At 45.1% G+C, this 24,930-nt stretch carries 15 protein-coding genes; 6 read left to right on the plus strand and 9 right to left on the minus strand.

The features are described 5' to 3' along the window. The 9 genes from BUB19_RS22510 to BUB19_RS22550 form a co-directional block, all read right to left on the minus strand. Window positions 1-7,229, minus strand: a 7,229-nt coding sequence (locus BUB19_RS22510) for a YDG domain-containing protein (protein WP_143156140.1), incomplete at its 3' end; no start/stop codon positions are given. A 513-nt stretch (window positions 7,230-7,742) separates the two neighbouring features. After that, a complete protein-coding gene (locus tag BUB19_RS22515; protein WP_143156138.1) occupies window positions 7,743-8,942 on the minus strand; it encodes a helix-turn-helix domain-containing protein in 1,200 nt (399 codons plus the stop codon). A 501-nt stretch (window positions 8,943-9,443) separates the two neighbouring features. Continuing rightward, entirely contained in the window at window positions 9,444-10,487 is a 1,044-nt protein-coding gene (locus BUB19_RS22520) for an App1 family protein (protein WP_073097986.1), read from the minus strand. Between the two features lie 2 nt (window positions 10,488-10,489). Further along, a complete protein-coding gene (locus BUB19_RS22525; protein ID WP_073097988.1) occupies window positions 10,490-11,884 on the minus strand; it encodes a TolC family protein in 1,395 nt (464 codons plus the stop codon). Then, entirely contained in the window at window positions 11,881-13,236 is a 1,356-nt protein-coding gene (locus BUB19_RS22530; RefSeq protein WP_073097990.1) for an HlyD family secretion protein, read from the minus strand. The genes BUB19_RS22525 and BUB19_RS22530 overlap by 4 nt, the downstream gene beginning before the upstream one ends. Window positions 13,237-13,241: 5 nt before the next feature. Next, a complete protein-coding gene (locus tag BUB19_RS22535) occupies window positions 13,242-14,954 on the minus strand; it encodes a peptidase domain-containing ABC transporter (RefSeq protein WP_073097992.1) in 1,713 nt (570 codons plus the stop codon). Beyond that, window positions 14,947-15,624, minus strand: a complete 678-nt coding sequence (locus BUB19_RS22540; RefSeq protein ID WP_073097994.1) for a TetR/AcrR family transcriptional regulator — start codon at window positions 15,622-15,624, stop codon at window positions 14,947-14,949. Before BUB19_RS22540 ends, BUB19_RS22535 begins: the two co-directional genes overlap by 8 nt. 111 nt (window positions 15,625-15,735) lie before the next feature. After that, entirely contained in the window at window positions 15,736-16,119 is a 384-nt protein-coding gene (locus BUB19_RS22545; RefSeq protein WP_073097996.1) for a DUF983 domain-containing protein, read from the minus strand. A 12-nt stretch (window positions 16,120-16,131) separates the two neighbouring features. Further along, window positions 16,132-16,335 carry a hypothetical protein gene (locus BUB19_RS22550; protein ID WP_073097997.1) on the minus strand — a complete coding sequence of 68 codons (204 nt, stop codon included), beginning with the start codon at window positions 16,333-16,335 and terminating at the stop codon, window positions 16,132-16,134. A gap of 357 nt (window positions 16,336-16,692) precedes the next feature. Between BUB19_RS22550 and serA the strand changes: the two genes are divergently transcribed. From serA to BUB19_RS22585, 6 genes are all read left to right on the plus strand, one after another. Next, window positions 16,693-18,585: a phosphoglycerate dehydrogenase gene (gene serA, locus BUB19_RS22555; protein WP_073098076.1), complete on the plus strand. Its 1,893-nt coding sequence runs from the start codon at window positions 16,693-16,695 to the stop codon at window positions 18,583-18,585. A 139-nt stretch (window positions 18,586-18,724) separates the two neighbouring features. After that, window positions 18,725-19,168 (plus strand): DinB family protein, encoded by a 444-nt coding sequence (locus BUB19_RS22560; protein WP_073098077.1) that lies wholly within the window; start codon window positions 18,725-18,727, stop codon window positions 19,166-19,168. A 429-nt stretch (window positions 19,169-19,597) separates the two neighbouring features. Next, window positions 19,598-20,167: an RNA polymerase sigma factor gene (locus BUB19_RS22570; protein WP_073098001.1), complete on the plus strand. Its 570-nt coding sequence runs from the start codon at window positions 19,598-19,600 to the stop codon at window positions 20,165-20,167. Window position 20,168: 1 nt separating this feature from the next. Next, entirely contained in the window at window positions 20,169-20,906 is a 738-nt protein-coding gene (locus BUB19_RS22575) for a tetratricopeptide repeat protein (RefSeq protein ID WP_073098002.1), read from the plus strand. Further along, window positions 20,903-24,109 (plus strand): CHAT domain-containing protein, encoded by a 3,207-nt coding sequence (locus tag BUB19_RS22580; protein WP_073098004.1) that lies wholly within the window; start codon window positions 20,903-20,905, stop codon window positions 24,107-24,109. Before BUB19_RS22575 ends, BUB19_RS22580 begins: the two co-directional genes overlap by 4 nt. A gap of 207 nt (window positions 24,110-24,316) precedes the next feature. Next, entirely contained in the window at window positions 24,317-24,910 is a 594-nt protein-coding gene (locus tag BUB19_RS22585) for a hypothetical protein (protein ID WP_073098006.1), read from the plus strand. The last annotated feature ends 20 nt before the right edge of the window (window positions 24,911-24,930 follow it).

The following is a 24,930-nucleotide window of genomic DNA, read 5'->3' on the forward strand; positions in this document are numbered from 1 at the left end:
CTTGCCGTAGCTGTGGTGCTGATGGCAGGTTCGGTGCTTACTTCCGTATCTCCATTGACCAGACCGGTATAGGTGAAGGTCAGGCCTGGGTTTTCATCACCGTAAACCTTGCTTTTATCATCAGCCGTGATAGTCAGAGGAGCTGGGGTTACTTCGAGCGCTCCATTCAAATAGCTGATATTGTAGTTCGCGGTAACATCGGTATTCAAAACATCATTGATTACAGCCATACCAGGAATATTTGTACTTGTACCTGCATTTGTCTGGCTTCCTGTTACAGTAACAAGTGCAATATTATGGTCAGACGCCAGCACTCCGGAGGTAATCGTGTAGCCACTATCGGTTAACGGCGTACCGTCATACACTTTTGTATTGCTGTCTGCCGTCAATTCAATTGGCCTTTGCGAAATTGCTGCTTTCAGACCTGTCGGCTGAGATAGTATGTAATTGCCTTCATCTGTTCCGTCTATTTCGTATCCGGAAGCCGAGATCTCAATTACAGCACCAACCTTACCGTCCTCAAATTCAAAAATGGGCGTTCCCATGAGATATACATCGTCCCCGGGAATAAGGCCAGCCAATTCGGCTTCGCCACTTACGGTTGCTTTCGTGGTACCGTCGTAGATCTTATTATTTCCGCTCAGACCAATTACCGTCAGTGCTTTTGGGGTAATATCCGCACTTAAGTTTGTCGGTTGAGTCAAACTGTAGTTTTCGGCATCTGTCCCACCAAGTGTATAACCTGAGGTGGTGATGGGAATGGTAGTCCAGACATTCTGATCGTCAAAAGTGAAGACTGGACTACCGTTCAAGGTAACCTGATCTCCTGCCAAAACTCCGTTCAAAACTGCTGTTCCACTTACGGAAGCAGTAGTACTTCCATCATAGGTTTTATTGTTGCCGCTAATTCCGGAAATGGTCAGTTCCAGGGCCAGAATTTGCCCGTTATTCACCACGGTATTTTCCGGAGCTTTGTATCTGGCCGCATCAGCACCGCTAAGGGTGTAAACTACTGTCAGGGTCTTTCCTGTGCCAGCCGCGCTGTTTTCGTAAGTGGCTTCCCCTGTCACGGACACCTCATCGCCTGACCGAACTCCCGACAGGAGGATATCCGACACTACGGCACTGGTGGTTCCGTCATAAGTTTTGGTGGTAATCAATTCCTGACTATCCAGGGTCAATTGGATAACATCCTGGTAACGGTATAAGGCATAGGTGTTTCCAGCTTCCAAAACAGGTACAAAGGTTGTCGTCGTTTCATCCACTTCTTTGCGGACATTGGCAATCCCCCCTGCCAAGTCAGTTAGTCCTGTGCTCGTGGCTTCGGAGCCACTAAACAGCTTGGCAATACCGGTAGAACCCGTGGAAATAGTAGGCGTACCGGACAGGATAATATCTCCGCCAGTCTCTGCACCAATGGATTCATTTTTACCAGCATTAAGTACAATAGCATCTGTTGACGTTGAGCTCGTGGTCAGATTTCCAGAAAGTGTAAGGTTTCCACTTAACGTGGAGACATCAATCAATCCACTTGCATTAATGGCTCCCAGCGCCATTTCATTTTGATCTGTAACCTGGACATCAGCCGCATTGCTTACTGATAAATTGCCTCCGAAATCATTACTTTCATGTGTCAGGAGAATATTACCAACAGCTTCCAGGATAGTAGTACCACCAATTTGCAAAGCACCGCTGCTGGCAGAGAGTCTACCTGTCGTGACGACTGAAAAATTTCCGCCTGTCTTAATGTATGAACCGGATGTTGAAATGTTTAGCCCATTCCGGGTGGAGCCTGATGGCTTACCATCCAAACTGATGATACCCGTCTCTGCTTCCAATATTCCTATAGCATCGGGAGTGAAATAACTATCTCCCAAAGCGATTGCGTCTGAAGACCCATTTCCTACTCCTCTTACTGTGATAGTCCCGGCTCCATTTGTTGATACCGTTCCTGCAATATTTACTCCTCTGGCATGTGTTACAGTATTGGAGGCTTTACCATTTATAATGATATTACCCCCATCCGCATTAACTGCTCCATTCATGGCCACACCACGAGTGCGGGCATTATTTTCAGCATTTGAAGGTACACTGGTATCTCCAAATGCAAACCCAACTGTGGGATCAGCACCACCCCCCATGGTCACATCTCCACCACTGGTGTTTATGGCAGCACCTTGCATCATCCATATTGTTCCATAAATGGCATCAGTGGCTTCATTATTTCCGCTTGCACGAGTCCAGAGCGTCAATGCATTGGCAGAACCATTGCTTACATTTGCATCCGAGGCAAAAACAATACTTCCATTCGTTTTAAATGTAAGTGGATCCTGGTAAACTAACGTGCCTTCTACCTTAATCAGTCCGGCATTTTCATCACCTATCAGGATTTCCGAAAAGCCATCTTCGAAATGGGTATTAAACATTACCGCAGGCAATTGAAGTGTTCCTGATGTACCACCGATTCCAATCGTTGTACCTGCTGTTAGGGGCTTGATCGCTAAAATTCCGGAAGAAGCTATGCTTCCATCCGGAGCTGATCCACTGATATTGAGTTTATCACCAATGATTTCAATAGCCGCACTGGATGCGGTAACATCCGAACCAACTTTCTGCCCAACTGCTCCCTGAATCAAAACCGGGTAGGGGCTTGCTGTACCGGCTGCAGTACCTTCAAGGATAATCTTGCCTGATTGAGATAATACGGCTCCACCTGCAGCGATGGTGACACCGGATTGTTTGGCTCCTCCACCTTTGATATGTATGGTGCCATTTGCTGTATTTTGTACCGTAGAATAATGGGTGTATACACCCCAGGAATTGGAAGCCAGAGGATTGTTTTCTGCATAACCTTCCAGAATAATGGCTTCTTCGGTGGTATTGGCATTGGTGATCAGGCCGGGTCCGCCAGGTGCCTGACTCATCTCAATTCCATTGGCATTGCCGGAACTGGCATCTGCATAGCCGTACATGTACACTGTGCCCGTTCCGGAGTTGATCTGGGTACCGCCAATGATACGTATCCCGTTAATATTGTATCCTGTACCAGAACTTGTACCTGATTCATTGGCAGGTACAGAGATACCAGCGGCAGCACCGGTCCTGCCCCTTCCATAGAATGCCAGATTTCCACCGTTGGTTTGAATGTCCGTCTTGACCAATGTGATTCCATTCGAGTTGGTCGCATTTCCTCTTGCTACTCCATCACCGACAGTCAGGCCATTCCAGGTAGTAGATCCGGATCCACCGCCCATCCAAAGATGACCTCCATTGGTATGGATAGATGCGCCTTGTGAAGTAGTGTTCCAATCAGACCAAACCACCCCATTCTCATCACCATCTGCATCTGCCCAAAGGATCAGATTAAGGGGGTTTCCGGTAGCAGTGATCTCACTTCCAGGTCTGAGAACTACATTACCACCTGCTTGCAAAGTAAGGCTTCTCGCTGCTGCCAAAACAGGTGCAACCGTGGCCTCAATAAATACATCAGTTTCCGCCTCAATGATGAGATCACCTGAAGCCAAAGCATTGGTAACTTCGCTTATATTGACCTTAGCCCCATCAACCAGTGGAATTAATGTTCCGCCACTTAGATGCCAATCAGAAGCAGGATCACTGGGATCATTGGTAATTGTTATCGCACCGGTTGCAGATGGAGGCTCCAATACGATAGGGTCGGGATCTGCTGCTCCATCCAACTCATGTCCACCACTTGTTGCCGTTCTAATCCAGGTCCATGCCGAGGATCCTTCCTCTTTATTGGTTACATTTTCGATTGTTATTTCTACCAGTGATCCGGAGGGCAAAGCTGGATCCACTAATCTAATATCGATCAATGACCTGCTCCAATTTCGAACACCAAAATCCACCCTGTCAATCTCTACATTATTGATTTTAATGGTAACATCTTCCTTCTCAAGATCGGTAATGTAATAGCCATTACCACTTAAGCCCAAAAATGGTAGTTCCCATCCGTTGCTATTAATCGCATACAATAAACTGGTGGGGTTTGCTGTAACAATCTCATAATTGAAGGTATACGTAACCCCTGTAGCACTTGCAGCAAGGTTATCTGCAGACCATGAAAAATTCTCTAAGTGTGATGCCAGTGTGGTAAAACTCTCCACTCCCCCATAACTGGTGCCTTGTGAATCGGTGGCATAGGCCTGGTAGTAATAGGTAGTGGATGCATTAAGGCCTGTAAGAGTTTCATTAAAAATACCTGTTCCACTTCCGGCAATCACCTGGATTACTCCGGTTTCTCCAATGGTTGGAGTATTGTCCGAACTGGAATAGACAAACCCGCGTTCGGTTACTGCATCCCCGCCATCATCGGTTACATTGCCACTGAGAGTGGCCCCGGTGGCGGTGATGGAGGACGCGGCTGATGTGGTGACGGTGGGCGGCACTGTTGAAACAGGTGATGTAACCTGGATATTATTGATGCTGTGGTTGGTAGTACCATCTCCATTCCATCCAGGATCACTGATATACATCCTTACATCATCCACATTAGAAAATGATGCATCTAAAGTAACCGATATGGGATCATAGTCTGAATCAAAGCCGTCGAATGTCATCGAAGCCACCTGGGTTCCGTCCCGGTATCCCTTTATGGTATTGGTAAAAGAGTTGGATTCTCCCCAGTTGTAATACTTGAACCCAATAAGCCGGAATTCGCTACCGTCCGATGATTTAACAGCCATTCCTTTTGAGCCTGCGTTAGCTTCACGGGTAAGACCTGTATAACTTGCATCACCGCTGTACAAAAAGCCATTGGCTTGCCAGGAAAGGGAATTCAGGAACGTCCCGTCCTCATCAGAGATATTGAACACCTGGATATCAATATCAGTAATAAGTTGAGATCCTCCCTCTCCATCTGTAGCCATGTTGTCTCCCGTTATATCTGTGGAGTTCTCCGTAAATGTTAAAGTGGGGCTGGAGCTTAATAAAACTCCAGCACTTGCAGTCGTAAAACTCTCCTCAGGCCCATAGCTCGTTCCCACTCCATTAATGGCATAGGCACGAACATAGTAAGTGGTTTCTTCGGAAAGGCCGGTAATAGCTTCGTCAAACGCACCCGTTCCGGTTCCATCTTGTACTTTGGTGTCGGCTGTTGTGGGACTGGAGCTGGTGCCATACACAAAACCACGCTCGGTTACGTTGTCTCCGCCATCGCTGGTAACTTCACTGCTGAGTGTGGCTCCGGTAGCTGTTATAGAACTAACCAAAGAAGTGGCCACTGTGGGGAGAGTAGTGGCTGGCAGCTCCCAGGGTATACTGAGAGTAGTGGCATAACCGGGATCGGAGATAAATACTTCACTGATGGTTCCATCAAGATTTGCTCTGTTGATGTTACCGTTTGTGCCGTCATACCAATACACCTTTGAATTATTCAGATCTACGCTGATACCGGTAGGACTGGTAGCACTTACAATATCTGTTCGGTCGGATCCATCCAGTTTAATCCGCTCTATTTTAGAAGCACCATCATTGGGCCAATACAAATAGTTGTTCTTTTGATCAATATAAAGCGTAGTAGCATAACCCGGATCGGAGATAAATTCTTCACTACCAGTTCCATCAAGATTACCTCTGTATATGCTCCCATTAGTCTGATCATACCAGTACACTTTCGACCCACCCACATCTACGCTGATACCAATTGGATCCGTTGCACTAATAACATCTTCTCGTCCGGTTCCATCCAGTTTGATCCGTTCAATTTTTGCACTGCCATTGTTTGGCCAATACAAGTATTCATTCACATGATCTACAAAAATGGTGGTTGCATAACCGGGATCTGATACAAATTCTTCAATACCGGTTCCGTCAAGATTGGATCTATAAATTTTTGAATCCGTTTGATCAAACCAATAGGCTTTCTCATTGACGTGATCAATGTCTACAGCAATAACGGACCCCGAGCTTGCAATAGTTACAATATCTTGCCGGCTTGAACCGGTCAGAGAAATCCCTTCTATTTTGTCGTTACTTTCGTTTGGCCAGTACAATGATTGGAGGGGCGTAAGAGCTGGTGCACTCGTTGTGAAACTCTCCTCACTTCCGTAACTCGTACCTTCTCCATTAATGGCATAGGCTCGAACGTAATACGTAGTTTCTGCGGAAAGACCGGTTATAGCTTCTTCAAAAGAACCTGTTCCACTACCATCCTGTACTTTAGTATCTGAGGTGGTAGGACCGGAGCTGGTTGCATACACAAAACCACGTTCGGTTACCGGGTCTCCGCCATCATCGGTTATGCTGCCGCTTAGGGTGACTCCAGCGGCAGTGATGGAGGATGCGGCTAAGGTGGTAACGGTCGGAGCTGAATTACTGATTATCGCATTATCAACCACAAACGTATCAAAAGATTGGTACAGGCCATCCATATCCGTATCGCCATTATACGGGTAGTTTGGATGATTCTCTTTATCGAGGCTGATACGGACCTCATCTACACTGCCGAATAACGGATCAGTTAAGGTTACCGTTGAGTGATAGGGTTCTGCATTTGAAACAATAACAACACTTTCAGAACCCAGTGCAACCCCATCTTTATAGCCGGTAATTTTGAGGTAATTCCCCCAGGAATCCCAGGCTGCGTCATGTGATTTAAAACTGGTAAACTTGAAATCCGAGCCATCTGTGGTTTTGATAATCAAGGCTTCAGGATCATACCATCTACGATTGATGTCCGTCGTATGATCCAACAGGATAAAACCGCCATCTCCAAATTCAGTTGGGAACGTATTCCAGCTAAGCGAGCCGTCGCCGGGATCGTACCACATTCCTCCTTCTCCGGAGACACCTCCATCAAACGTACCCGCATAAATATTAAAGGACTTTCCAATTGCAGAGAAATTATGGTTGTCGGGTATTTCCTGACCTGCAGTGAATGATTCCGCATCAAAAGTTATGGTATTTGATGCGGGGGTGAAATGCGTTGAAAAACGCTTCGTCCCATCATACCTTAGGCTATTACCCAAACTGTTCAGGTTATTGTCTGCAGGGTAAGTTGTATTCCTGTTTTCTTTGGCAAAAAACGATCTAAAGTCATCGGACCCATTGCCAGGTATAAAACTTGCCTTAATTGATTCTTCCTTAAGAAGATTCTCCCCATAAAGTTGAGACGTTCCATTAAATAAGCTGCAAACAACCAAAAACATCATAAAGAAGGCATAGCTCCATAACTTTTCGAGATTTAAAAAGGGTATTGATTTTTTCATTGCGGTATGGTTTACTAAAAAGGATACTGTTTTATAAAAAGTCCAAAGTCATGGGTCTCCATCCCAAATGAAAAAGGGAAAACCAATAGAAATTGGAAAAGTATTGTTATATTAAAATCCAGCTATTGGCTGGGCCTGATAACTGGCTTTTTGGAAAGCGTGCTGGTCATTGCTTTATGCTGAAATTTTAAAAATAACTTAAGATTCAGGTCGGAAAGATAGGTGGGTTTGTAGAAATATGCTTTGAAAAAGTACAGCAAAAGCAGTTATTTTAACACCTAGTCAGAAAAGTCCATTTTACAGAACAGGAAATACAAATTTCACTTCAGGAAAGTTGTGTGTTAATTTTTTGCAAAAGATATAATTTTGTCAGTTTTTCGAATTGGATAGCCATTTAACCAAAAACAGGGTGTATCAAGGCTCAGGCCCGTGTTCATTTAACCCGAAAAAATGGGTGATAATTTTCATTGACATCCTTCCTTCCAGGGTAGCTTATTTAGATAAATCAGGGGTTCAGGATAAATCTTCCCCAGACTGAAACCTGGACCAATATTCACTTGGGCTTAGCCCGATTTCTTTTTTGAAAGCGTTAAAAAAAGTGACCCTGCTATTAAAGCCGCTATCCCTGCTTAAAGCATCAAGCGTGCGACTATCCAGATACCCTTCTTTCAATTTATCAATGGCGTATGCCACCCGGTAGTGATTGATCAGTTCCCTGAAGCCTTTGTGATATTCATTTTGAAGCAGCATACTCAAGTCTCTGCTATTCACACCGGCCATGGCAGCAAAGTCACCTACCTTTAAATCCTGCCTGAGAAAAACCTGCTTTTGGGTTAACAACTCATTTATCCGCCTGGCCGTATCGCTACTTTTTACATCAGGAGTTGCTTTTCCCTCTTTTTCCAGATCTTTGACAACAGTGGAGATATCTCTCGGGTCTGCAGGTTGATTGCGCTGCAGGCCATACAATTTTTCCGGATTCAGGTGCAGATATATGCTCAGAACGGCAATGCCCATCACCGTAACCCAGGTAAAAAATGACAGCAAACCGGGAAACTGAAAACCGGCTAGTGCTTCAATCATCCAGAAGGTATGATAGGAAAAATACCCAAAAGTAATCAGCACAAATAGAAAGGTAGCTATGGAAAGTGGGTTTCTCAGGGCCTCTCTGTGCAGGGGATTGATCCAGTTCGGCTGGTAGCGGTACATGAGCCATAGGGAATAAGCCAGGTAGGCGGACATCAGTAGTATCCGGAAGCTGTCCACCGCATAAGTGGGGACAAATCCGTCTGCATACAGATTTAAAGTCCCGGGATCCTCCACAAACATTTTTGCCAGTTCCAGCTTGCGTTCATAGCTCAGCAAGTAAAATGGCATCAGGTCCAGCACATGCAATATGGCAGGAATAAAGTGAAGGCTGTCCTTGAAAACCAAACCATTCCTGTCGAAAAGAGTATTTCGGATATAAAAATAGAAAAATGGAGCGGTCAAAAACATCAGGGGGTTTACCGTACGAATGAAATGGGGGAAACGTAAAATCCATCCGGCATGAAACCACAAGAAATAGACAAGAAAGAACAGGCTGTAAAACAGCAAAGACCAACCCAGAAGGTAGGTCTTGGTACCCGTCCTGTGACTTATTGCAATAAGAATGGTGGCATTGACGGTCGCCAAAAATAATATATTGATAAATATGAGTAAACTTACTTCCATAGATAGCGGGTGCCGTCCCTGATCAGTTTTTTTACGGAAAATAACGGCCAAACAAATTTGGTCTTAAGAATCAGGTTTTTAAAACTAAAACCTATAAAATAATAATCAGAAGGTACTAATTGCTGATTTTTAGGTACAAAATTACCAGTATTCTAAAAAAACAAAAATAGCAGGTTGGTTTTTCGAAAGATTTCGGGTAATACCTACTATAGCTATGGAGCATTCAAAAGCTGAGAAAAAGCCGATTATTTACTGCCACCGCTCCAGCAAGGGCAGGTCAGGATCGGTGGTAGGTTCGGCCATTTTTCTACCCGGCAGCATAATCATCGGATAAGCTACACCATACAAAGTTTACCCGGGGTTGCAGGCTCCGAAAGTGGACCTGAAGATTCTTACTCTGGAGCAAAACCAGGCGCATTGTTTGCTGTCGCTTGCTTGATCCGGCTCACCATCGCAGCAGAAAATACCAGCCTTGACCGGCGCACACATGAACTTGTTTTCTCAGGAAAAAGTCAAATGCTTTTTGGCATGTTGCATGGCTTCGGCCGTGGTTTTCACCCAGGCTACCTGATTTGGAGAAAGCAGCTCATTCAGCACCTTTTCCCGTTCCGGATCCTTCTTACCTACTCTCCGGATATAGACCGCCTCGACCCTTCCTGGAAATTCCCTGACGATCTCTGCATACAGTTCCGGATCATGCTGTCCACTGTCTCCTATTAAAAGGAATCGCTGCTGTGGAAAAAAATCCATCAGAAAGCGGATTTTTTCCAATTTGTGATCATGGTTGCCCCCACCGGATTTCCAAATGTTTTTCAGATTTACATGTGCATCCTTGAGTAAAATCGGCCCCCGGGGAATTTTTCGGTACTCAAGAAAATCGCGGATAAGGTCAAAAAGATTCCAGTCGCTACTGGATACGTAATACACCGGATATCGACCCGCTCTAGTGATCAACTGATAAAACTCACTCACCCCGGGAAATGGCCGTCTCGTATATGCATTTTTGGAAACGGACAACCACAATTTTTCACCCAAATTAGTGGCCTTGGAAATGATGACAGTATCATCAATATCTGAAATTACCGCTCGTGGATAAAACGAATCGATGCGCCTCACCTTTCGCTCTACGTGCTCCTTTTCAGGTACCAGGCCCTCCTCGGGTATCAATGTCAGGAAGATGACATCTGATACCGTCTCTCCCTGCGATGGCAGGCGCAGCAATGACTCAAAAACCCCTTCCGAATCAGTGATCAGCACTTCTTCAAAGTTTCCCCACTGTACCCTGACCCTGGCGTCCGGCACACTACTGCCCGCATACCTGCGCAGTGTAGCCAATATATTCTGAAGTGCAGATTTCTTACTGGAAGGACGGCTCTGCCGGTAGGCTTCCACTACCCTGCCCTTCACCAGGACCTCAGTGCCATTGCTGAGTGCCAAAAATACTTCTAGCCTTAGCCGATCGAGTTTACCGATCTTTTTTTTGATCTTAGAAAACGCATATCGAAAAGGCCATCCCAGCCACCTAAAAACAAATCCTGGACTCATGGTCAGGGTACCTCAAAACCCAGGCCAGCAGCATTCCGGACTTTTGAAAAACCTATATTTCTCTTTACAAACAGGGAATTATTTACGAGTAGCGCATCAAAGAGGCTGGTTTCCCGGGCGTTAATTAAAAACAGGGAACTTTCTCCCATTTCAAATTTTGTCCGTTCACCTTCCAGCAGCCGTTCCAAACCGTTTATATTGGCCCGAAAAGTAGCCAATTGGTTGATGAGTACCTGAAAGGTGTTGAATTCCTGCTCCAGCTTGGCCCTGAGTTGCTGGTATTTTAGATCTCTCTTGTTATTGACCATGCTGATTTTTGTTTTGGTCAAGCCCAATCCACCCCTTTCTTTTCTCAGGAGCAGGGGTGTGGAGATCTTCACACCAAACTTATAGTTATTTTCGAGAAAACCCATTCCCTCCAGGCCTCCAAAAGTTTCGGTGAGAAAGTTATATTTGAGCTTCACCTCGGGTTTCAATTGCTCGGCTTTATACCTCCTTTCCACTTCCAGGTAATTCAGATCATAATCGAGCAAACGCAACTCAGGATGGCTGGAAATAAGCTCCCTGAATGCATCAATTTGCGGAATACCGGTAGCATATTCAGCCAGCACCTGAGGATAAATGCCCGGTTCCAGGTACAGGGGATTCTGGTCATCGTCCCACAGAAACACATTTAACTCCTGTGTTCTGGCAAAGAACGTATTTTCCGCCTCCTGCAAGCTTATAGATCTATTCAATACCTGGGTATACGATTCTACCGTGTCAATTGCCGGCAAATCTCCCTGTTCAAAACTCGACTTGATCCCTTCAAACCTGATGGAGGCCAGACGTAAACCTTCTTCACGAACCATCAGATCGGCATATGCTCCGGCCCAGCGCCAATAGGCGTCTGTAGCGTCCAGATACAAATCGTTCAAAGTTTGCTTTCTTTCTTCTTCCCTGGCAAGAGCATAAATCTTGGCCTGTTGCAGGGCCGCTCTTCGCTTGTCAATAAAAAGCCCCTTCCCCACATTTACCGCGGCACCGACTGCAAACAACCCATTTTCAGGCACGGTGTTTTCCGAGCTCAGATAGGTACCGGTGTTGCGTTCTACGGTACCCTGCAGCTCTACTCCGCCAACGGTGGGCACCAGGATACCGGCCTCCTGCTTGTTGTAATACTCGGTCCCCTGATATTGCTTTTCATCCAGGTTACCATACAGTTTGGGATCAAACCCTCCTCTGGCCATCCGTATTTCCTGCCTGCCTAGTTCCAGGTTGAGTTCAGCTTGCCTGGCCACCGGATGGTAATCCCGAACCCAGGCCATAAAGTCAGTGTAATTGAGTGTTTCCTGAGCCTGAGAGCTTTCAATTTTCCCAAACCATACCAAACAAAATAGCATCAATATGTATTTCATTTTTTCTGATTTTTCATTTCTCTGACTTCTTTTAAAGTGTAATAGTCAGGTGGAAAACCATTCATCTGGCGCCATATTTCGTACCAGACCGGTACATCATTGAGCAGGGCGATACCGTCTGCCCCGGAGCCGATCCGCAATGCCTCCGGCCAGGGCTCTTCATCTGGATCCGGAACGACCAGCAGCCGGTATTGGTTATTGGCACTGGTGAAATTATCAATGGCATATACCCTGCCTCCAAATGTACCATTGGAGAGCTGGGGCCAACCGGAAAAAACGATCGCCGGCCAGCCATCAAAAATAAACCTGATCTTATTGCCGACCTTAACCAGAGGAAGGTCAATCGGATCAATGTACATTTCAACGGCCAGGGAATAATTTTGCGGCATGATGCTGACGATTTCGGCTCCTTCCTTGATCGTTTCACCAATACCCACCTGAATGGCCCTGGTCACATAGCCGGATTGTGGCGCCAGAACGTAGTACATTCCCGACCTTACCGTATAATTGGACAGCTCGTTTCTCAATTTGGTGACAGTGGCTTCCGCGTCATACTGGTTGGAAAGGGCAGAAAACTTGTCCGAATTGACCTTTGCCAGCTTGTCCTGAAAATCATTGTCAATGGCATTGAGTTCGATCGTAGCAGTGATGACATCGTTTCTGCTGCTTAACAGCTTGTTTTCTGCACTGATCTTTTTTGCTTGTGATTCCTGTAGTTTGATCCTTCTCGCCTCAAGGTCGGTCAAGGATTTCAACCCTTCATTGTATAACGTCTCCATCCTTTCGTACTGGCGCTCTGCCACGGTCAGATTAACCTTCTCTGCTTCCAGCATGATACTATCGGACTCCACACTCAAATTGGCCTGTTGCAGTTTATTCAGTGCTTGTTCTTTTCTGAGCCTGTTGTTTTCGGCCAGCGCCTGTAACTGCCTTTCCTGCGCTTTGATTTTCTCCTCATACGACTTCACGGAGAGCTCCTTCGCATTTACCTGCAGCCTTGTCCTCTCCAGCAATTCTGGATCCATGTACTGGTCCTTTATTTCAGATATAAACAATATGGTATCGCCTTGCTGCACAAAATCTCCCTCCTGTACATACCATTTTTCAATTCTACCGGGTATTACCGAATGTACCGTTTGCGGGCGGTGTTCTGGCTTCAAGGCAGTGACCATTCCCTGCGAGCGAAAATTCTGGGTCCAGGGTAAAAAGAGAAATACAAACCCTGCCAACAATATGTACAAAAGAACCCTCACACGCTTTCTGCTCTGATCACTGGGAATGGTCATGCGATAACTATCAAACAAAAAGGGGTTGATATACCCTTTTACAGAGTTTTTAGATATATTAAGCATGGCTGTTATCTTTTGTCGTTCTTTTTAAAATTCTCGTATTCATTAAAGTTGCCCTCAAAAACCAGGGATCCGGATTTTAATTCCAGGATTTTGTCCGCCCTGCGCAGGATCTTTTCATCTCTGGATACCACCACCATTGTCCAGGAGGCTGCAAACATATAATCCAACAAGGTCTGCACCTCGTCGTCGTTCAGGTAACTGAGTTCCTGCTCAAGCAAAAGCAACTTGGGATCGAAGCAAAGGCTTCTGGCCAGAATGATTTTACTGATGTACGCATTGCTCAGATGCTTGCCCTCCGGCAGCAATACGGTATCCAGGTCATCTTTCAATTCGTAGATGAAATCCTTTAAGCCTACAACCTCAAGGATTTCCCGGATCTTTTGCTCAGAAACGTTATCGTTTCCTACCGTAATATTTTCGCGTATGGTGCCATGAAAAATAGACTGTCTGGAAAGGCTGTCGCCGATCATGGATCTCAATTTCTCGAGAGAAAGCGTATCCATAGGTAGTTTGTTGACGATGATATTGCCCTGATAATCCTCGATCAACCCGGCCATGACCTGTAAAAAGGTACTTTTTCCGGACCCGCTTTCTCCGGTGACCACAACTTTTTCTCCTGATTTTATTTCAACGTTGATTCTACTGAGGTTTGGCATTTTCTTGTCTTCGGGATGATAGGTCAACTCCCTGAAAACGTACGACAAGCCCTCCGCAGACTGTCCAAATGCCTTGTCTACGCCTTCGGATCTCTCAAGTTCCAGATCCATGATCAAGCCCAATTTCTCGGTCGCTGTCAGGGTATCGTACACCGTTTCCAGGCTCAATATCAGCTTTTCCACAGAATTGATTATCAGCACAATGATGATTTCAGCTGCTACAAATTGGCCAATACTGATTTCATTATTCATCAACAGTATACTACCTGCCACTAACAGGGTGACAATGATGGCTGCCTTAAACCCAATCATTACCTTGTATTGCAGGATCAGCACTGCAAAGTGGGAATTCCTGAAACCAACATAGTTGCTCACCAGTTTGTCTACCTTTCTGAAGGGAAGCGGTGAGAATCCGGACAATTTGAACGTTCCGAGGGTTCTGGCAATTTCCTCGAGCCAAAAGGCCAGCTCATATTTTGCGGTAGATTCCTTGAGACTTTCTTTCATCCCTTTGGGGCTGGTCAATTTGAAAATCAGATAGAGGATAAACACCAGTGCAAACGAAAAAATGATGAAAAAAGGGTGGTAGATAGACAGCAGTATCAGACCAAAAAACACCTGAAGCGATGCCGTGCTAAAGTCGATCAGAATTTTGGACAGCCCCTTTTGCAGCACTACGGTATCAAAAAACCGGTTGACAAGCTCAGGTGGGAATTTACCACGCAGTGCTTCCGTCTTGATCCGTGGCAGGCGGTAAGCAAACTCCATGGCGGATTTTCCAAAGACCCGCTGTTGTAGTTTTTCCGTGAGATAAAGCTGACTGATCTGGAGGTAACCACCGAAGATCACTCCCAAGGCAACGATGACTACCAGCAATACCCAGGAAGTGGTCATCCTGCCCCCCAAAATGAAATTCAGGATAGCTTGTATACCCAAAGGCAGGGAAAGGGACACCAGCCCATTCAGTATGGCATAAAAATAAATGGCATAAATCTCTTTTTTTTCATCCCTGAGCAGGCTGAAAAATCTTTTTAATGGCGTATTAATCAGATTTTCATTCATCTTTTAAAGTTTTAAATACCCAATCAAAATAAAATCCTAGCTTTTGCTCTCCTACGAGTCCGGATTCGGTCATTTTGGGCATGTGCTTCAAGAAAAAAGCATGCAATAAAGTGGATTCTACCAATGTGGAGACCAGGGTTTTGGGATAATTGTATTTGGGATTGATTTCGCTCACAATTGCTGCGATACGGTCGGTGAATCTATAAAATTGCTTGAAAAACCCACTGCTGTTTTCTACATCCACTTCCTTGGTTAAAAAAGCCTTGTATGATTCCTGCGTGACAAGCAAGCGCAAATTCGGGATGTCCATGTACTCGTTTTTCTCATAGACCGGCCCATCTACCAATAGCTGAATCGCTATTTTCATCTTGTCCAGCGGATCGGGCAGATTAGACATACCGAATACCAGATTATGTTCCAGCCATCCCCAGTACCAATTGGTCAGGTAAACCAATAATTTATGTTTGTTTTCAAAATACCTGTAGATGGCAGCTTCTGTGCTACCTACTGTTTCCGAAAGTCGCTTGAAATTAAAACTTTCCATGCCCAAATGCACGATAAGAGCAGGACTTTCTCGGATAATTCTTTTACCCAGTTCTGAACTGAGGGGGTCCTTCAGGAATATTTCATTGTTTACGGGAACAACAAAACGCGTTAAAATCTGTTCCATTCGATAAATGATAGTAAAACTTTACAAAGCAATATACGAGCAAACAAAAAGTAAGTTTTACTTACAAGAAAAATTTTTCACTTTAATTGATTAATTGCCGGGGGCTTGTGCTTACTCACTTTCCGGTTCGTACCTGATTTTTCCCAGACCATACAAATAGAGTACCTTGGAAATACGCAGCATCAGCGGTAGAAAAATCACATTAAAAAAAAGAACCGATAAGATATACACCATCAGTTCAGGATCGTCAAAAAACAAATTGAGGGCTACCATTACCGCGATAAACAGCGCTACCGAAAGACCATAGCTGATATACATGGCGCCATAATAGAAGTCTGGCTCGGGGACCAATTCTACGCCACACTGAGGACAGGACGAATTGACTGCTGTCAGTTTTCTGAAGCTGCTCATAGCAACCGGAAAGATATTTCCTTTTCTACACCTGGGGCACTTCCCTTCTATAATGGCCTTTGTCAGACTCTTTTTCTTTGTCATTGTCGTTGTAAGTTAACGGATCTCATCCAGGTCATAATCTTTGCCTTTGCCCCAGCGCAACAGCTCTTCCAATTCGTAATATTCCAGCGTATCCAAATCCTTGACCCTAAAATTCTCCCGGCCGGTACGCTCCATCACCTGCAGCATTCGGATTTCCCCAAAATTAACGAGCCGGTATACCCGTCCTACCCTGATATTGTCAATGGCTAATGGCATAAGAATACATCGAGTTTTTTCTGATTTTGAATGTGATTAAAGAAAAACGACCCTCATGGGCAACTGCGTCCCATAAAAATTGTTCTTCGCAATCGTAAATTTCCGACACCCTTTTGGCATCGGCTATGGATGAAAACACCATATACCTGGTTTCCTGTTCCCGGTATCGCCATAGCGGGGACCAGGCTCCCGTCTGCTAAATCAGGGCAACCGACGCAAAACCCCGGTCCCGAGCTGACAAAGGTATTATCATTCTTCATTTTTGTCATCTCTGATGCGCAAAAGTTATTTTGTGGCAATACCTTCAATTTCGCTGAGAATCTATTAATTTTGCAACTCATTAAAAAAATGCTGAAAATGACCGTCACAAAAAAATTCATCATTGATTTTGACAGTACTTTTACAAAGGTGGAGGCCCTGGATATATTGGGTGAAATAAGCCTGAAAGATGACCCCGAAAAACCGAAGAAACTTCAGGCCATTAAGGACATCACCGACCAGGGCATGGAAGGAAAACTTACCTTCAGGGAAAGCCTGGTGCAACGGCTGGAGATTTTGGATGCCAATAAAGAGCAGATTGACGAACTCATTTCCGCATTAAAGCAGAAGGTTTCGGACTCATTTCAAAGAAATAAAGAATTTCTTAAAGAAAACGCCGAAGATATTTTCATTATATCGAATGGTTTCAAGGATTTTGTGGTACCTATCGTTACGGAATATGGTATTAAGCCGGAAAATGTATTTGCCAATGAATTTGAATATGGCGCATCGGGAGAAATCACGGGATTCAATAAAGAAAATCCACTTTCGAAAAACAATGGCAAACCGGAGACCATCAGGAAGCTAAATTTAGAAGGCGATATTTATGTGATCGGAGACGGATATACCGATTATGAAATCAAAGCATCGGGGGTTGCCAACAAATTTTACGCTTTCACCGAAAACGTACACCGGGCGAATGTATCTTCTAAAGCCGACCATATCGCTCCCAGTTTAGACGAAATCTTGTATGTCAATAAAATGAATAAGAAATTCTCTTATCCCAAGAGCAGGATCAATGTGTTGCTGCTGGAAAATGTGCATCCCATTGGCGTTGAGCTGATGAAGGAAGAAGGGTACAATGTAGAGGTGATTAGTTCTGCGCTATCTGAGGAGGAATTGGCAGAGAAAATCAAAAAGGTATCTGTGCTTGGCATTCGCTCCAAGACGCAGGTGACACAGCAAGTGCTTGCAAATGCCAACAGGCTGATAGCGATAGGTGCTTTCTGTATCGGCACCAATCAGATTGACCTAGAGACCTGCCAGGAAAAAGGCATCGCTGTGTTTAATGCTCCATTCAGCAATACCCGTTCTGTAGTGGAATTGGCTATAGCCGAAATCATCTTCCTGATGCGGAGGCTTACGGACAAAACCAGCAGCATGCACCAGGGGATTTGGGATAAAAGTGCATCCGGCAGTTTCGAAATCAGAGGAAAAAAACTGGGAATAATCGGGTATGGAAACATTGGCTCCCAACTTTCGGTACTTGCAGAGAGCATGGGACTGGATGTATACTATTACGATGTGGTAGAGCGACTGGCACTGGGAAATGCTACTAAGGTGGATTCCCTGGACGAACTCCTCAGCACTTGTGATGTGATTACCCTCCACGTAGATGGGCGGAAGTCTAACGAAATGCTGATTGACCGGGAAAAACTCGGTTTAATGAAGAAGGGATCCTACCTGATCAACCTCAGCCGCGGTCATGTGGTGGACGTACCGGCATTGAGAGATGCGCTGCAAAGTGGTCATCTGGCGGGCGCAAGCATTGATGTTTTTCCCAGTGAGCCCAAAAATAACTCTGAGCCGTTCGTATCAGAATTGATCGGATTGCCCAATACCATCCTTACGCCGCACATTGGCGGAAGCACACTGGAAGCGCAGCAAAATATCGCCAGGTTTGTGCCTGGAAAAATCATTGAATATATCAACACAGGCAACACGTATAATAGCGTTAATTTCCCGAATATTCAGCTTCCCTTTCTTCAGGATGCTCACAGATTGATACACATTCACCTCAACGAACCCGGAATCATGGCCAGGATCAACAAGGTTTTAGCAGACTATGAGATCAATATCGTGGGCCAGTACCTGAAAACCAATGAGAAAATCGGATATGTGATTACCGATATTGACAAAGCCTACAGCAGCGAAGTAATCGACGAATTGAAGGCGATAAACGGCACGATTCGATTCAGGGTATTGTACTGATTTGCTTACGGGCTCACGAGGGAGACGGAATGGTCTCCCTTTTTATTTTTTGCGAACATTCCATTATATTTGGTTTCTTCAGCAGGCAGATTCAGTGAGGAACCTGAAATCTGGACCAACTGGCGAAAACCTGATACCAATGAAAGATTTTTTTGAAGATTTGTTGCTTTACGGACATGATTGCAACCAAAGGCTTTGGACCGCAATGATGGACAACAGGGATAGCATTCCTGAGAGGTCCCTCAAATTATACAACCACCTGCTCAATGCCCATCAGATCTGGAACAACCGTATTGATCCCAGGGAACCGCTACCGGGCGTCTGGGACAGTCGGGCTGTGGAGGGGGAACTTGAAATTGCCCAAACCAATCATGCACACAGCCTGGCCATCCTGCAGACCTATGCTTTGGATAAAGTCATCCATTATAGTAATTCGAAAGGACAGAAGTTTACCAACCAGGTCCGGGATATCCTTTTTCACCTGATCAACCACAGCACCTATCACCGTGGCCAGATTGCCGCAGATTTCAGACAACATGGCCTGAGTCCCCTGGTCACAGATTACATCGTATATAAAAGGTGATCACCAGTCAACAGACTGTATCAGGCCATCCGGATCCTTGTTGTTGGTCGACAGGAATGGAGGCAAGTGGCCTCAACATCATGTCGGCCTAAGCGGCGCACATTGTCACAGATCCATTTTTCTGATTCATCATTGCATTAAAAAATAAAATAATTCAAATAATTTGATGACATTTTTGAAATGATATCGATGAAAATTTAGACTTGTTTCACGATAAAAAACGTCAATCAACAAGTATTGTAATACCAGGACAGTTGCCGTCTGTCCGGTTTGGACTGCCAGAAAAGGGGGCAGCATTCTCAGGTAATAATCCGAATAAATGATCATAGTCAATCAAATCAAAATGAATCGTAAAAAAATATTCAGGCTAAATCAGTAGATTTTTGGGATAAAAAACATTTATTTGTATATTTCTGTAATTTTAAAATCATGCAGCAATATACTTTTCAAAAGTTTACCCAGGAGGAAATACTGGAGGGCTTGAGGATCAATGACAGCAAAATTCTCGCATGGCTTTATCAGGACCAATTTCCAAAACTGGAAAAATTTGTCCTGGCAAATAATGGCGAACGGCAACAAGCGAAAGACATTTTCCAGGAAGCATTCATCGTCCTATGGAAAAATGTAAAATCCGGTAAATTCAAACCAGAAAACGGAACTGCAATACAGGGCTACCTGTATCAGGTAGCCAGGCACAAATGGCTCGATATCCTCCGTTCTTCCAGATATAAAAATACCGTAACGCTTGATACCTTTCAGGAGAGCCAAACGGACGAACATGAAGACAGAGAGTCTCGGATTATTGAAATGGAGACTGCATTCAGCGCTCTCGGAGACAATTGCAAAAAACTCCTTACACGGTTTTATTACAAAAAAGAATCCTTATCAGTAATTGCAGCAGCATTTGACTGGACCGAGGCTACGGCCCGAAACAACAAGTACCGATGCATGCAGCGGCTGAAAGAAAAGATAAAAGGCAAGTTAAAAATCGAAGACTGAATTGAATATACCCGAATCCATATCACAGGAAGAATTTGAAAAAATCGAAAGGTACCTGTTGAATTCCATGGGAAAAGCAGAGCAAATTGCTTTCGAGCGGGAACTTGAAAAAGATAAGGACCTGACAAAAAAGGTAGGTGCAGTAAAAACCATGCTCCATGGAATCGAGGAAATCGCTTTCAGAGAGGAATTGAATGATCTCCATCAGGAATGGGTAAGGAAGCAGGGTAGGCAGAAAAAGCCTCCCGGCATTTGGCTCAGGTACGGCATTGCTGCATCCGTCCTGTTGATTGGAGGTTTTTTCTGCTGGTGGCTCTGGGTGAGACCGGATTTCAATGAACAGGTATTCGAAGCATTTTACGAAGCAGACCCGGGGCTGATCACCGCTATGGGCAGCACCGCCGCCTACGACTTCGACCGGGCAATGGTGGATTACAAAACAGGAAATTATGAAGCGGCCATACGAAGATGGGAATCGCTGCAGGATGACAAACCCGGAAATGATACCCTGAATTATTTTCTGGGTGCTGCCTATCTGGAAACGAAAAATTTAAGCTTTTCCCGCCACCATCTGCAAGAAGTGGCGGAGAGCGATGGAAGTGGCTTTAGGAGTGAGGCCTACTGGTATCTGGCCCTTTTAGATGTGCTGGAGCGGGACTACGAGAACGCATTGATCCATTTGGAAAAGTCTTCCCATCCCGGTAAGGACAAGCTTAAAAAAACCCTCCAGGAACGATGAAATCACTCATTACTCTGTTCGGCTGCCTGGTTATCCTGCTGGAAGGTGCCATTGCCCAGGATATAGATGCCGAGCTCGCCGCTATCCAAAAAGCCCTTACCGAAGAAGATCTCTCTTTGGCGCAGGCACGATTAGATCAGGCGACAGCCTATTACCTTGCCCGCGAGGATTTTTTAAATTTAAGTTACTTCATCCCATTCGCCGGGACTATTGCAGAGGCCAGATTCGGACAGCAAAAGGGATTGGAGGCCGCCCGATACTGGCTGGACCGCATCGTCAAAGAAAGCGATGACCCCAGAGACCTGCGGCAGGCTTATCTCGAAATCCACACTTATTTTATCAAAGCGGGAAAACCGGCCCTGGCATATGAAGCCAATGAAACCGCATTGACTTATACCTACCAGATTGCCGATCACCGGCCAGCAGAGTGGGCTTTGATCGAAAGCAACCTGGGAGTGATCGCAAACCAAATGGGTAACCCCGAAAAGGCCAGAAAGCACACCTTGAAAGCGAAAGAAGGCTACGAGCAGGATCCGGAAACCAGTCCGGTTAATTATTTTAACCTGCTCAATGACCTGGGGGCCAGATATTGGTTTTCCGCCATGTGGGATTCCGCTGAGTATTACTGGCTGGAAGGCATCGCCTACCTGGACAGGATGGAGCCCACCCCTACAAACCAGTATTACCGAAGGGCGATGATTGAAGGAAACCTTGGCGCCGTGTATGACGTCAAAGGAGAAGTTCAGGAAAGCATACGCAGGGTAAAGTCTTCCATTTCAAATACACAATATTTTATTGACAATGCGCCGGATGACCCCAAAAGGGACCGGGCGTTCCTCTCGCTTTTTCATGGATCAATGAATCTCGCACTGGTTTATAAGAGTATCGGGAACTACAGAGAAGCGCTGAGACTGCAGCTACACACCCTGAAAGCCAAAGAAGAACATTTTCCTGCCGGACACCCTGAGATAACAGAGAGCCTGATACAGGTAGGACAAACGTACCGGTTTTTGGACGACCGTGAAGTAGCCAAAGACTATCTGTATAAAGCCTTGCGGATTATTCAGGAGGCCGACGGAGATTTTTTTATGCAGCAGGGTGACATACATTATACCCTTGCCCTGATTCAGGAGGATGAAAAGCTAATATCAGCAGCAAAAAACCATTACTTGCAAGCCAGACAGCTTTTCGAAAAGGCATATGATAAAAAATTCGATTTTGTATATATGGATTTTCTGAGCAATGCGGCTAATTTTTTTGCCGGCAACAACGAGCCCGATCTCGCGCTGGAATGGGCCCGGCAAGGCCTGGATTATATGGTTCAGGTAAATGGTGTTGAATCCATGCCTGGTTTTTTACAGACGCTCAATATGGGCCGGGTATACTTCCATCTCGGCGATTTTAGAAAAGCACAGGAGCAGGCAGAAAAAAGCCTGGAAATATTGGACAAACGGATGCAGCTATCCGCATCTGACATAGATGCTATAAGGATCAATTATGACAAGCCACAATCGATCCTGCTGCAGGCACAATCAGAATATGCGCTGGAGAAAAACAGATCCATCACATTTCTTGAACGGACACTGGAACGATTACTGGAGGCCATGACCATACTGGAAGAGAGGAAACGCTTCCTTTCTGAATCTGAGGACCGTACCATATTGATCGCCCAAAACCTGGATTTGATAAATTTTGTAAAAAAAATTCAACTGGAGCTATTCGAAAAAACCGGAGATGAGAGCTACCTTGACGGATTAATTTCAGTTCAGGAATCCAGTGTATTTAACCTTATCCGGACTCAACTGGATCTATACCAGGACATCAGATTTGCCGGACTACCAGCGGAAACGCAGGCGATGGAAGCTGAGCTCAGGCAAAATCTGAATGGGCTTCTCGAGGCAGGTGGCGACTTGAGCGAGTATCATGCACTCAGTTCAGACTGGCAGACCTTTCTGGAAAACCTGGAAAAAAATCACCCCGGGTATTTTAAGATGCGCTATGCCTCTTTCCCCGCCGATAGCATAAAACTCCCCCGGGAACTTCAGGTTGTACGTTACTTCTTTGTAGAAGAAAGGCTGAAAGCCCTGGTATTTGCTAACGGGAAAAGGAAGCTTTTTCATCTGGATTTCGACAAGAATCTGGTCAACAAACTTCAGGAAAACTGGACCAATATTCAGGAACTGGGCAAGATCACTACTGCTTTGTATGATCAGCTCTGGAAGCCTCTGGCTTCACATCTTACTCAGGAGCAGATATTTATCGTGCCCGCTGGTGTACTTTTCAACCTCAATTTTGACCTACTCACCCCTCAACCACCGAAGGATTACAGAGGTTTTTCAGGTAACAGCTTATTGGCCAAACACAGCATCTCCTATCATTACAGCCTCTGGATGTTAACCGAACAAAAAACAAATCGCATCACCGCCAGGTATGTGGCCTTTGCGCCGGGATTTTTAGATACGATGAAGGAAAAGTACCTCAACTCGCTTGACGGAGACTCGCTTAACCTGGACCGCTCCTATCTATCCCTTTTGCCCCAACCCTTTGCCATCAACCTGATCGAACGGGTTGCGGATCATTTTAACGGAAAAACCTACCTCCGGGAGCAATCCACCCCTGAAGTTTTCAGGGAAAATGCAGGAAACCATAAGATCATCCATATCGCCTCCCATGCAGAGTCCAACAACATCAGCCCGGGGCTGTCCCGAATCATTTTAGCCAAAACAGGTAAGCCAGAAGAAGAAAATTCCATATACGCCTATGAGATTTACAATACAGACCTGAATGCGAATTTGACCATTCTCACTGCCTGCGAAACGGCCAAGCCTGTGTACAAACCTGGGGAAGGAATGATTTCACTTGCCCACGCCTTTCAGTATTCCGGATCTGAAAGCCTGCTGACTTCACTCTGGCGCATTGATGAAAAATCCAGTCTGGAAATTACCGATTACTTTTTGGCTCTCCTGGCAGAAGGCCTGCCAAAAGACAAGGCCCTTAAAGAGGCCAAGCTCAATTATCTTTCCCAGGCAAGCGGCCGAACGCTTTCTCCACAGTACTGGGCGGGCCTTGTTTTAATTGGATCCCCTGAACCAATCGCTGAATTGGCGAATACAGAGAATCTGGTTATCTGGCTGATGGGTATCCTTGTACTCATACTGTTGAGCTTTTTGATTTTCTTTAAGAAAAAATCCCATTTTAGTTGATACAGGCAGGCCATTAGAGAATTGTCGAATTTCATCCTCCTGGCCTTTAAAAAGATAATGATTGTTTTGTAGCGAATCGGGCATGTTTGCCTGAGCGATTCAAACTCTACAGCTGTGAGCAGTAGAGCGGAAAAAAAGGTAAAAAACAATTGCAGATTGATGACATTAATTTTTTTCACCGATGTAAGACTAAAAACACCATTTGACATGAAAAGATTACCAATTCTGCTGCCATTGATCCTTTTTACGGTTGTTTTTCAGGCTTGTAAGCAAGATGAAGACATGGTCCCGCAAAATTCCTTTACGATTTTTTATGACGGCGTTCCTTATACATTTACCAACGGTGTCATTTGGGATTATGGAACAGAAATTTACCGGCCCAGGCATTTTTCACATGCCTATCTGATACCCAACGAAAACGTATTCAGCCAGAGAAACAATTACAATATTCCTGCCGGTGATCCGCCACTTACCCTGTCTTTTTTTCTAAGCACTCCGGACAGTGATATCTTTAAATCAGGCACCTATGAATTTGTGGGAGAATTCAGGGATTGGGGAAGTACTGAAGCTTATGAAGCCTATTTGTCCGATATTGAAGATAAATATTTTATCTCAGATGTGGTGGTAGGTTTTGATGACAATGGCGATGCTTTGATAGAAGCAGAGGAAAAACATGGCATTACATCAGGACAGGTAATCGTCACTGAGGATTATCTTGAATTTGATCTTAGCCTGACCAACGGAAGTAAGGTAACGGGCCAGGTGAGCCCCCGTTTTGCAAAATCCTTTCCTCCTTCCTGATTTCGAAGGTCTCTACCTAA

Origin of the sequence: Cyclobacterium lianum (assembly GCF_900143075.1) — a bacterium.
In the GTDB taxonomy this organism is placed as follows: domain Bacteria; phylum Bacteroidota; class Bacteroidia; order Cytophagales; family Cyclobacteriaceae; genus Cyclobacterium; species Cyclobacterium lianum.